Genomic DNA, 12,310 nt, shown 5'->3' on the forward strand with positions numbered 1-12,310 from the left:
TCCCGAGGTAAAATTTAATCTGCTTGTCAGTAGGCTGTCTTTCATTCAGTTTGGGTTTCGTTAAGTAAAAATCGTCGTAACAAACACCAAAAACTGAGGGGTATTCCTTGCACCGGACTTGCATTCCGGTGATCATTGAATCTGTGGAATTCAATTTATAAAGAATAGGATCAGATTTTTGGGTTTACTGCTTTGATCCGAATAAATGTAGATTTAGTATTCCGGGCAGAGGGTATTCAAATGTTTTTAATGAGGGTATCAAATGTTAACCCTTGCGAAATCGATTGAAAACAAGGTTTTTACACTGTTTTATTGCTCGTGATTAGCAGGGAAAAAGAAAAAAATTTTTCACATAATCCTCTTCAGACTATTCAAGATTCTTTTCCAACGCCTTTTTGACTTGTTCTCCCCATGGCTTAACCTGAGCATCGGTCCAGTTTCCTTCGGAAGATGCTTCCGGCAATAGCATGGAACAGGTCTCATTCTTATCGGCAATAGACCACGCCGCCCAAGAGATTTTTCTACTCTCCATCCAGCTCAGCCATGCATTCCAAGAAGCCGCATCGATAGGTCCGTCTCCGGTGGCTTCCATCCCGGCACATTCTGTAACAAAAATCGGCAGCCCGTCTTGGAATACTTTTTCTGCCCTCTCTCTCAAATAGTCCTTATGGGTAGCTGCATAAAAATGGAGTACATACATAATGTTCTCCTGATTTAGAATAGGATCCTGAGCCACAAGATGGATATCCTGACTCCAAGTAGGCGATCCTACCAAGATTAGATTATCAGGATCGTGCTTTCTGATTTCGGTGATAATATCTTCACTATATGCTTTGACTTCTTCCCAAGTCTCATAATCGGGCTCGTTGAAAAGCTCATAAATCACATGTGGATTATCTCCATAGGTTTTTGCCATTTCTATAAAAAATGCCTTCGCCTGTTCCGGATATAAATCATGACTATGCCAGTCTATGATCACATACATATCCTCTGCTATGGCAGCATCCACCACGGCTTTGATTTTTCCGATAGCAAATTCAGGGTTTTCCAAATATGCATCAGCAGGATCTACTCCCATGGCGGCCCGCACCAAATTGGCATTCCAGTCACTTTTCAACCATTGGACGGCAGAAGCATTGTAAAACCTTGGCCACCAATTGTGCCAGCCAAAGCTTACCCCCCTCAGCATCACCGGTTCTCCATTACTATCGGTAAGCTTACCATCAGTTACTTGTAGTTTTCCAAAGTAGCTGACTTCGCCGACCGGATCAGGTGTGCTTACAGGAGGAATTGGTGTTGGATCGGGAGCTGAAGCTTCTGAGCAGGATGACAAAATCAGACCTGCAATGACTATAAGTTTTTTCATTGGTTGGGTAGTGTTAATTGAGTGCCCAATGTTACACTAACATAAGTTCAAATCTGGGCATCAATTGTTTCCGATTAGGGTAATGATCGTTAAATGATCACTAAATAGGGCTTCGGCTTAGCTCAGCCTGATCTATATGTTGAAGTTTTTTAACCTTAAAGAAACAAAGCACATAAAGCTTAGGGGAACAAAGGGGCATCACCTTAGGGCAAGGTCAACACTATATTTGTCTATGTGACTCTCCTATGTGGTTAAAAAATTGAGCAATTTTCAAATTTCAAATTCAATGGTCAAGGGAAAGCAAACCTTTGTGCTCCTTGGTGGACTTTGCGGTTCAAAAAAACACCACCTAATTCAAGACCCCTGAGCTCTCTGTGGTTAAAAAAGACTTTCAGGAAAAACATCATTCAGCAGCCAGCTCCTGCTGCCGAGCGGCATATTCGGACGGTAGAACAGAGAATTCTGCCTTGAAGTGCTTCGCAAAATACTTGGCATTATTATACCCAACCATATAGGCTATTTCTGAAATATTGAGCTGGCTTTTCGCCAAAAGCTGAGAAGCGCGTTTCAACCTGATGAGGCGGATAAACTCAATCGGACTTTTACCTGTGATCGACTGAAGCTTTTTGTACAAATGAACTCTACTCATTCCCAATTCCTTGCTTAGAAACTCTACGGAAAGCTGAGAATCTTCCATGTGTTTCTCTACCAAAGCTACAGCTTTTTGGATGAGCTGATCGTCCAGAGAAGTCACATTTACTTCAGATGCATTGATCTGTATCTTATTGCGGTTTTGTTCCTGTATCATATTTCGCTCACGCAACAGATTCTTGATGCTCAACTGCAGGATCTCCAGATTAAAAGGCTTGGTCAGATATAGATTACATCTGCTATCCAAGCTCTGGACCATAGCCTCCTCGGATTTTTTGGCGGTCAGCAAGATCACAGGAATATGGGAAGTCTTGATATCTCCTTTTACCTTCTGACAAAATTCTTTGCCATCCATCTGAGGCATCATCAAATCCGAAATAATCAAATCAGGGATATGCTGCTGTGCCAGATCCCATCCCTGCGCCCCATTTGTAGCAGTGAGTATTTGATAGGAATCTGAAAGACAGTCCTTGAGATAATTTCTAAACTCCACATGATCCTCGGCGATAAGAATCAGCTCCTTTAATTCCCCTGATTTAGGCATAACTTCCTCTTCTTCATCCCAATTTTCTGAAATAATCAAAGCCAAAGGAATACTGAGCGTAAATACGGATCCCATTCCCGGCTCACTTTCAACCGTAATTTCGCCGTTCATCGTCCGTGCAAAATCCTGCACCAAAGACAACCCAATTCCACTTCCCTGATTCAGCTGTTGCTTATGCCCTTCTGTGGTATAGAACCTGTCGAAAATCTTACTTTGATCTTCCTTGGAAATCCCCACTCCTGTATCAGAAACTGACAGAATCAAAAGTCCCTTCTCCTCATTTTCCAACTGCAGCTCCAATGCTACCGTAATGGCACCATCTTCTTGGGTAAACTTAAATGCGTTGGAAAGCAAATTGAAAATAATTTTCTCCAGCTTGTCAGGATCAAAAATTGCCTGCTGTGTATGCGTATTTGTCTCATAATTGAGATGTATATTTTTATTCTCAGAGAGTTCGTGAAAATCTGCCACACATTCTTTGATGAATTGAACCACATCTCCTTCTGAAGGATGGAAGGTTAGTCCACCATTTTCTACATTTTTTACATCCAGAAGCTGGTTAATCAACTTAAGCAATCGTCGGGCATTTCGCTGGATAATCCTATATTGGCTTAGCAATCCCGTATTTTCTGTCTCAGAGATCAAATGCTCCGTAGGAGTCAAGATCAAAGAAAGTGGGGTTCTGAATTCATGGCTTAGATTGGTAAAAAATTTGGTTTTCAACCTATCCAAATCCTGCACACGTTTGGCTTCACGCATTGCCTGCTCTCTTTCAAACTTCTCCCGCTGTCTAGTCAGAAGCTGATGTCTGAAATAGAATATAATGGCAAGAAAAGACAAGAAATATAAAAAATACGCAATCGGCGTCTTCCAGAAGGGTGCCAAAATTTTAATATCCAATTTGTATTCGTACAGACTCCAGCCATCCAACACGGTTCCCGGCTGTACTACCAGTGTATAATTCCCCGGATCTAGGTTAGTAAAGGTCACTTTTGCCAAATCATCATTGAGATATATCCAATCGTCATTGAAACCCATCAGTTTATAACGGTACTTGTTCTTTTCAGGATAGAGAAAATTCAATGCACTGAACCCAATGGAAAAAATGTTCTCATCATGTCTCAGAACTAGTTGATCCATATTTTCAAGCGACTTCGGAAGAAGCACCCTTTTTCCTAACTTTTCCCCCACCTTGACTTCCTCATTGAACAATTGAAAGTCGGTAAAAACCACTTTAGGGTTATTCCGCTCAAACGCAAAATTTTCAGATTTGAAGATATTATAACCATTTGGACCACCGAAGATAAATTCATTTCTACTGGTTTTTAATGCAGCATTTTTGTTGAACAAAGCTGCTTGGAGGCCATCTTTTTGATCGAAGTTTTGGAATGTTATGGAGAATGGAGTTACACTCCTATCGATTTCGGCATAGCTTAATCCCATCTGGGAGCTGATCCAAAGATTGCCGGCATCATCCTCAACCAAATCCACCAAATATGCCGTAGGCAGTCCTTCTTCCTCACCATAATGTACAAATGAACTGTCGGAGGTGTTGAAATAATATAGACCACTCATTGTAGTTGTCCAGAGAATTCCCTCTGCATCTACAAATAAATCTGTGATATTAGAGTCTATTGGCCCGTTTCCTTGTGCTTCGGAATAAAAAGCATTTTGTCCGGTTTCATAATTAAACATGTTCAAACCACTGCCTCCTGAGACCCAGATATTTCCGGATTTATCCTCTGCAAAACCTGTGATATATTGATTGTTGGTAAAAAACGGTGGGCTTCCTGCAGGATAATTTTGAAATTCCTTCCTGTCTCTGTCAAGCATGGAAATTCCTGACCGCAGCGTTCCTATCCAGATTTTACCTGTGCTATCTTCGAAAAGCTTCCATATACTTGGCCCCGGAATCCCTGATTCATTCTCCGGCAGGTAATTATAATTCTTAAACTCCCTCCCATCGTAGCTTCCCAGCCCATTCAAGTAAGTGCCTATCCACAGAATTCCTTCATGATCAATCATCAAATCTACAATCACATCACCCGTGAGGCTATTTTTGTTTTCAGGATTATGTTTGAATTGCTTATACGTATTGGTTTCCCTATTATGGTAAAAAAGCCCTCCACCATTAGTTCCTATATACAGGTTGCCCAAACTATCTTCCGCAAAAGTGTTGACATCATTGAAAGGAAGTGAATTGGGATCTACAAAGTTTTTTCGTACATGCGAAAAGCGCAGTAATCCCTGATGATAATAGGCAACTCCCTTTTTATGGGTGCCCACCCAAATTATATCTTCGTTGTCTTTATACAAAGAATAAACCACATTGTGGGGCATAGAATTATCTTGTGCATTCTCTCCCATCAAGTACTTGACCGTTCGGGTAGCTTTGTCAAAAACATTGATGCCCCCATGATCTGTACCAAGCCATATCTGACCATTCTTTGCTTCTACGATGGCTTTCACCATATTATTATTCAGGCGGAATATCCCCTGGTCCTCCTGATTGGTATGAACTTCATGAGTAAAACCATCCACCCTAAAAACTCCCAAATCACGCTCAGGATCAAATATCCAGGCATCCCCGTCTGAATCAATCATTAGTTCATATCCGGCAACTGTAGGGATTTCGTCCTGTGGAAGTCTGAGCGTTTTAGTGACAATCAAACGATTGGGGTCTAGCAAGTCAATCACACCGGAATTGTGCACAACCCAAATCAGGCCATCAGGGGCTTCGGCAATTGATGCTATTTGATTGGAAGAAAGACTTCCCTTTTCAGCTTTTTTTTGAACATAAATCGTATTTCCGGAATCCCCTTCATAAATGCTTATGCCTTTGGCTGGATGTGTAAACCAAAATCTATTTTGACGATCCTTCATCAGCATCCCTACTGAATCTGAAGCCAAGCGATAAAAGGAAGAAAAAACTGATGTCCCCCTAGAGAATTTCTCATTTTCAGGATTGTAAATATCAAAAATCCCATTTACATTTTTAACCCAGAGCTTGTCATTAGGCCCCAGATAAATCTTCAGAATATTATTGTGGGAAATGGACGTGGAGTCCTTGGTGTTCAAAAAAATCTTAGTGCGTGTTCCGTCATATCGGTACAAGCCATAAGCCGTGCCGTACCACATCATACCATCTGCATCTCTGAGCATGCTGAGAATATTGGAATTGGACAGTCCGAGACTTTCATCCAAATTACGAAACACCAGCTTTTCTACTTCAGCCTGACCAAAAACAGATCCTGCCCAAAGCAACATCAAACAAGCTATTCCTCTTATCACATATCCTATCATACACCGGTAACTATGGAGAGCAAATTATGAGAATTATAGGAAACTTCTCATTCCCGTATCAATATTTTGTAGATGCATTTCATTATTTCCATTAAAAAAGTCCGGTTGAGAAATCTCAACCGGACTTTTTAAAATTATTTACAAAAGATACTTAGATAAACCTGTTCAATAGATTTTCGAAGTATTCTTGCTTGCCGCTGGTCTGAATAGGCTCTCCCACCTCAGCTGCATAGTTTCTCAGATCTTCAAGCGTAAGGTTTCCTTCTTCGAAAGACTTCCCTTTTCCCGAGTCAAAGCTTGCATAGCGATTCTTTCTTCTTTCCAGATAATCTGACTTGTCCAAAATATCCTGGGCGATCAGCATACCTCTGGCGAAAGCATCCATACTTCCAATATGTGCCAAGAATAGATCGTCCATGTCAGTTGAGTTTCTTCTGATTTTTGCATCAAAGTTCACTCCGCCACCTTGGATACCGGCCGAAGTCAACAACACAAGCATAGCTTCTGTCATTTCCTGCAAGTTCATCGCAAATTGATCTGTATCCCAGCCATTTTGGTAATCACCTCTGTTGGCATCGATACTTCCCAGCATACCTGCATCCGCACATACCTGAAGCTCATGCTGGAAGGTGTGTCCTGCCAATGTAGCATGGTTTACTTCGATGTTCAATTTGAAATCCTTATCAAGTCCATGCTGTCTCAGGAATCCAATTACCGTAGCAGCATCATAATCATACTGGTGCTTAGTTGGCTCCATTGGCTTAGGCTCAATGAAGAATGTTCCTTTGAAACCGTTCTTTCTGGCATAGTCACGGGATATAGTCAAGAACTGGGCAAGGTGCTCTGTCTCACGCTTCATGTCTGTGTTGAGTAAGGACATATAGCCCTCACGACCACCCCAGAACACGTAATTTTCGCCGCCCAAAGCAATAGTTGCATCGATTGCATTTTTCACCTGAGTTCCTGCCCATGACACTACACTGAAATCCGGATTGGTAGAAGCCCCGTTCATATAGCGTGGATTGCTAAATACATTTGCCGTTCCCCAAAGCAATTTCACACCTGTTTCAGCTTGCTTTTGCTTGGCATACTCAGTGATGATTTGCATTCTTTTCTCGTATTCACCCAGGCTTGGTCCTTCATCGATCAAGTCAATATCATGGAAGCAATAATAAGGAGCTCCGATTTTGGTGATAAATTCGAAAGCCGCATCCATTTTGTCTTTGGCTCTCTGGATAGGATCGGCTGCCGCATCCCATGGGTGAACAATCGTCCCCGGACCGAATGGATCTCCGCCTGTGCCGCAGAAGGAGTGCCAATAAGCAATAGCAAATTTGAAGTGCTCCTTCATGGTTTTTCCGGCGATAATACGGTTTTCATCGTAAAATCTAAACGCTAGTGGATTATCACTTTCCTTACCTTCGAAAGGAATCTTATCGATTGAAGAGAAATAAGTTTTTGACATTTTTACTGTGTTTTATTAGGTATTTATAGGTTTGAAATTCAATTATACACTCATTTTTCGGATTGCATCCAGATGATTTTTCCAAGTAGCATATACTTCTTCGTAAGGTTCATAGAAATGCTCATTGGGTTCTACAGTTTCCAGCAATTCCAATCCTGCAAAGGCTTCCGTTTCGTTGGCAAATACTCCCGCGCCAATACCCGCTCCCCTGGCAGCTCCCTGTGCACCATCTGTATCGTACAATTCCAGTACAACTTTGTTCATGTGGACGAATGTCTTACGGAAAACAGGACTAAGAAACATATTGGCTTTACCGGCTTTCACCGTCTTAAGATCCAGCCCCATCTCCTGCATGATCCGGAATCCAAAAGTAAGAGCAGAAACAATCCCTTCTTGGGCAGAACGGATCATATGACGCTTGTCATGCTTCAGTAAATCCAGCCCCAATAAATGTGCACCGACATGCTGATTTTGCATGATTCGTTCTGCCCCATTTCCGAAAGGAATGAAAGTCAATCCTTCGGATCCTATAGGTGCAGAACCTCCCAAATTATTCATCTCATCGTATTCGATATGGGCCGCCCCCATGATTTTTTTAATCCAACTATTCAGAATTCCGGTTCCATTCACACAAAGTAACACGCCATAAGAAGGGTTCTTCTCAGAGTGATTTACATGCACAAAGGTATTGACCCGTGACAAAGGATCATGTAGCGGCTTATCCGCAACTCCATACACTGTCCCCGAGGTACCGGCTGTGGTAGCCAATTCTCCCGGCTTTAATACCTGAAGTGAGAAAGCATTGTTTGGCTGATCACCGGCACGATAAGATATAGGAATTCCTTCTTCCAGCCCGGTTAGTTCCGATACTACAGCAGAGACCCTACCCTGAATAGAATAGGAAGGCACCACTTCAGGAATCCAGGATTTTAAAATTTGGTAGTTGTCAAGAACCTTGTCACTCAAACCATTTTTCTGAAAATCCCATAATATACCTTCAGAAAGTCCGGTCTCAGAAGTGAAAATCTCACCACTCAATTTCATCGCAATGAAATCACCCGGAAGCATCATTTTATGGATTTTTGCTGCCAGGTCAGGCTCATTTTCAATTACCCAGCGAAGCTTGGAGGCTGTGAAATTTCCCGGGGAATTCAGCAAGTTTTTCAAACAATACTCTTCTCCCAACTCCCTGAAAGCCTTTTCCCCTATTCCTACTGCGCGGCTGTCGCACCATATAATGGAAGGTCTCAGGACATTCTGGTCCTTATCCACCAAAACCAGCCCATGCATTTGGTAAGCTATACCGATCCCTTTCAATTCGCCCTTCTTAACGGCGGATTTATTCAATACATAGCGGATAGAATGCTGTACATATTTCCACCATGCTTCGGGATCCTGCTCCGCATACCCCTTCTCAGGGGATTCTATGATCATTTCCTCCTCAGGAAACGCTTTTGATAATAAAGATTTACCAGAATCTGCATCAAGCAATGAAGTTTTGACGGATGAGCTCCCAATGTCAATTCCCAATAATAAACGTCTCATTTAATGTGGATTTTACCAGAATGTAATATATAATGCAGCAGTAATTCCTGCTATTAAAATAGCCCCAATCTTGAATTTTGTACTAGTACTGAACAATTCTTTATTGATATCAATGCTATTTGGATGATCTTTTCCTTTGCCCTCTACCAAACTAATAATGATCATCAAAACAGCCAGGATCAAAAATACAACCCCCATTCTATCAATAAATGGTAAGCCGGGGAAAACAACTTTCAATACGACAGAAAGAGGAATGCTCAAGGCAGCTCCTGTCAAGGCTGCATTTGAGGTTGTCTTCTTCCAAAATACGCCAAAGAAGAATATCGCAAATACTCCCGGGCTAATGAAGCCGGTGTATTCCTGAATAAACTGAAATGCCTGATCCAAAGCTCCCAATGCCGGAGCTACTATAGATGCTACCCCAAATGCCACCAATGCAGTGATACGGCCAACCTTTACCTGCTTGGCTTCGGAAGCACCTTTTCCAATGTATTTGTTGTAAATATCCATCGTGAAAATGGTAGATGTACTATTTGCCATCGAGGCCAGCGAAGATACAATTGCTGCGGTCAAAGCTGCAAATGCCAGACCTTTCAAGCCTACAGGCAATAATTGAAGCAAGGTAGGATAAGCTCTATCAGACTTAATCAGGCCCGTAACAGGATCTTTCATTGATTCAATAAAGCCTATGTCAATTCCGTTTTTTACGATTACGTAAGCTGCAATCCCCGGAATCACCACGATAAGCGGCATAAGCAATTTTAAGAATCCGGCGAAAATCATCCCCTTTTGAGCTTCGTCTAAACTTTTAGCCGCCAAAGCCCTTTGTGTGATATACTGATTAAATCCCCAATAGCTAAGATTTGTGATCCACATACCTCCCACTAGCACTGAAATTCCAGGTAGATCAAGATAAGCATCACGCGTTCCTCCGGATCCATCAGGAATCATCATCTCCCCCTTGGACAGAATCATAGAAAAATGTCCAGGAACTTCTCTTTTCAACAGGCCTAGGCCTTCCCATGCATCTCCACTACCTACCATTTGAAGGGCTATATAAGTAGTCGCAAGTCCACCGGCAATCAAGAATACCACCTGGATCACATCAGTCCAAGCTACTGCTTTCAAGCCACCATAAATGGAATAAACCATAGCAAAAAGTGCCAGTCCAAAAATACCGTAACCCATTGGGACATTCAGAATGGTATTCAAGCTCAACGCTCCCAAATACAATACTGAGGTAAGATTGACAAAAACATACAGTAACAACCAGAAAATCGCCATAGTGGTCCTTACTCTAGTATCGTACCGATCCAATAAGAAGCCCGGCATGGTGTAAATGCCCTTTTTGATATAAATCGGCAAAAAGAAAATTGCCACAACCAATAAGGTAACAGCTGCCATCCATTCATAGGTGGAAATGGCCAGTCCTAAAGCGAAACCCGATCCTGACATTCCAATAAACTGCTCTGCAGAAATATTGGATGCTATCAACGATGCTCCGACTGCCCACCAAGGCAATGCCTTGGAAGCAAGGAAGTAATCGGATGAATTTTTAACGTGACCTTTTTTCTCACGGGACACAAAAATACCCATCCCGACGATGAGCAAACAATAGCCTATAAAGACGGCTAAATCTAAAGGTTCTAAGAGCATAAATTGTTAGGTTAGGTTTTGGGCAGTTAGTTTGGGTAAACGACTAATCTTATTAGAATAGGCCGATAAAGATAATATTTTCGTGATAACGACTATAATAAAAAGTGCCTAATTAAAATTAATGAAATATTAGTTGCAAAAATTGTAAAGGAACTGTCGAAAATTCACCACACCGAAACCTCTCTAAATAACTTACCCCCAAACAGTTACTTACAAAAACCTGAGATGCCTTCTCTAATTCACCAAGTTTAAATTCTCCTTCCAAATAGGGAATGGAATTTCGTTCTAAGTGATCCAGGATTACTTTTCGGCTTATCCCATCAATGCAGCTACAGCTCAAAGAGGGTGTGTAGATCATCCCATCCTTCGTCCAAAAAATATTTGATGCCCCTGCCTCTGACACAAATCCTCTATTATCGAGTAAAATTATTTCGTCCAACCCTCTTTCCTTTCGCTCCTGATTAGCTAGAACATAGGGAAGTGCATTGAGTGATTTGAACGAACTCCAAAGCGTGGGAAACAATCGGACCTTTTCAGAAGCATCTGCTTTTTGTTTAATAATAGGTGCGCCGTTAAATTCTGTAATCAGCAATGTTTGGAAAACATCATTTCTCTCTGGAGTATATTTCCCCGAACCAGCCCGATAAATATTCCATCGCACCCGTTTTCTATCGGTAGGATAATTAATAGTAAGTAAATCCAGAAGGCCCGCCTCATCAATAGCTTCAGAATCCAAACCAAGAATTTGCATTCCTCCTCTTAACCGTTGAATATGTCTTTCAAAAAACCTAATTTGACCTTTCTCCCAAACCATGGTTTCGAACAATCCATCTCCAAAGTTCATGGCACGGTTTGGAAGAGTCGAATTCTGTTGGCATAACCAAGTTTTGCTTTCAGGGGATTTTTGAAAGATTGTTTCGATTTCGTTCATAAAACTGTTCATAATCGGTCAAGAACTCACTTTGTAATAGTAGTGCTATGTTAAACTATGTAAACATGTCCCCACTTAAATCGCAATCCATACAATAAATATGAATTTTTGTATGAAATAGTGGCAACGATTTTACCTTAGCACCAAAATTGGAATATAATATACCGGATGGCAAATAAAAGTAGCGTTTTTGATATGATTGGACCAATAATGATCGGACCGTCGTCTTCACACACTGCAGGTGTAGTGAGAATCGCTAGAGCTGCTATTCGTGTTTTGGGAGGAATCCCTGACGATGCTTCCATTACATTTTATAATTCTTTTGCAAGGACTTACGAAGGACACGGAAGTGATCGGGCTATAATCGGCGGACTGATGGACTTCAAAACTGACGATGCAAACATTAAAAATGCGCTGGACATAGCAAAGGAAAAAGAGTTTGCTTACCGTTTTAAATCAATAGGAAATTCATCAATACACCATCCCAACACGATAAAACTTAACCTTAAAAAAGGTGACAGAATAGTAGAAGTGGTAGGAGAAAGTTTGGGTGGCGGAGTGATCAATATATCCGAAGTAGATGGATTTGTGGCTAATTTCTCTGCTGCTAATCACACACTTATAATCAAGGCAGAGGATATTTCAGGAGCCATTGCATTCATTTCTGCCGTAATCGCTCAAGAAAAAGCAAATATTGCCACCATGTCTGTTTCTAGGAAAGGCAAGCATGACTTGGCATGCCATGTAATAGAAATGGACTCCGGAATAAAAGAACTTACCTTAAGCTATTTAAAATCATTATCCTGGATTACAGAATTAATATACATTCCTGACATTGACCTATAACTA

7 protein-coding genes are annotated in these 12,310 nt (G+C 41.4%); 1 reads left to right on the plus strand and 6 read right to left on the minus strand.

Going from position 1 to position 12,310, the window contains the following annotated elements:
- Positions 1-367: 367 nt before the first annotated feature.
- The 6 genes from ID165_RS09735 to ID165_RS09760 all read right to left on the minus strand — a co-directional run bounded on the left by ID165_RS09735 (position 368) and on the right by ID165_RS09760 (position 11,461).
- Positions 368-1,366 carry a glycoside hydrolase family 5 protein gene (locus ID165_RS09735; RefSeq protein WP_192350147.1) on the minus strand — a complete coding sequence of 333 codons (999 nt, stop codon included), beginning with the start codon at positions 1,364-1,366 and terminating at the stop codon, positions 368-370.
- A gap of 403 nt (positions 1,367-1,769) precedes the next feature.
- Positions 1,770-5,864 carry a two-component regulator propeller domain-containing protein gene (locus ID165_RS09740; RefSeq protein WP_192350148.1) on the minus strand — a complete coding sequence of 1,365 codons (4,095 nt, stop codon included), beginning with the start codon at positions 5,862-5,864 and terminating at the stop codon, positions 1,770-1,772.
- A 151-nt stretch (positions 5,865-6,015) separates the two neighbouring features.
- Positions 6,016-7,329 carry a xylose isomerase gene (xylA, locus tag ID165_RS09745; protein WP_192350149.1) on the minus strand — a complete coding sequence of 438 codons (1,314 nt, stop codon included), beginning with the start codon at positions 7,327-7,329 and terminating at the stop codon, positions 6,016-6,018.
- Between the two features lie 42 nt (positions 7,330-7,371).
- The gene (locus ID165_RS09750) at positions 7,372-8,874 is read right to left on the minus strand and encodes a xylulokinase (RefSeq protein ID WP_192350150.1); all 1,503 of its coding nucleotides are present in this window, start codon (positions 8,872-8,874) and stop codon (positions 7,372-7,374) included.
- Between the two features lie 12 nt (positions 8,875-8,886).
- The gene (locus tag ID165_RS09755) at positions 8,887-10,530 is read right to left on the minus strand and encodes a sodium/sugar symporter (RefSeq protein ID WP_192350151.1); all 1,644 of its coding nucleotides are present in this window, start codon (positions 10,528-10,530) and stop codon (positions 8,887-8,889) included.
- A 118-nt stretch (positions 10,531-10,648) separates the two neighbouring features.
- Positions 10,649-11,461, minus strand: a complete 813-nt coding sequence (locus ID165_RS09760; protein WP_192350152.1) for an aminotransferase class IV — start codon at positions 11,459-11,461, stop codon at positions 10,649-10,651.
- A gap of 168 nt (positions 11,462-11,629) precedes the next feature.
- Between ID165_RS09760 and sdaAB the strand changes: the two genes are divergently transcribed.
- The gene (gene sdaAB / locus ID165_RS09765; RefSeq protein WP_192350153.1) at positions 11,630-12,307 is read left to right on the plus strand and encodes an L-serine ammonia-lyase, iron-sulfur-dependent subunit beta; all 678 of its coding nucleotides are present in this window, start codon (positions 11,630-11,632) and stop codon (positions 12,305-12,307) included.
- Positions 12,308-12,310: the final 3 nt, after the last annotated feature.

This window comes from Algoriphagus sp. Y33 (assembly GCF_014838715.1).
Taxonomy (GTDB): domain Bacteria; phylum Bacteroidota; class Bacteroidia; order Cytophagales; family Cyclobacteriaceae; genus Algoriphagus.

Bases quoted from the DNA above. Each gene is read 5' to 3' on its own strand.
- ID165_RS09750 (WP_192350150.1), bottom strand. From the start codon at position 8,874: ATGAGACGTTTATTATTGGGAATTGACATTGGGAGCTCATCCGTCAAA.
- ID165_RS09735 (WP_192350147.1), bottom strand. From the start codon at position 1,366: ATGAAAAAACTTATAGTCATTGCAGGTCTGATTTTGTCATCCTGCTCA.
- ID165_RS09755 (WP_192350151.1), bottom strand. From the start codon at position 10,530: ATGCTCTTAGAACCTTTAGATTTAGCCGTCTTTATAGGCTATTGTTTG.
- xylA (WP_192350149.1), bottom strand. From the start codon at position 7,329: ATGTCAAAAACTTATTTCTCTTCAATCGATAAGATTCCTTTCGAAGGT.
- ID165_RS09740 (WP_192350148.1), bottom strand. From the start codon at position 5,864: ATGATAGGATATGTGATAAGAGGAATAGCTTGTTTGATGTTGCTTTGG.
- sdaAB (WP_192350153.1), top strand. From the start codon at position 11,630: ATGGCAAATAAAAGTAGCGTTTTTGATATGATTGGACCAATAATGATC.
- ID165_RS09760 (WP_192350152.1), bottom strand. From the start codon at position 11,461: ATGAACGAAATCGAAACAATCTTTCAAAAATCCCCTGAAAGCAAAACT.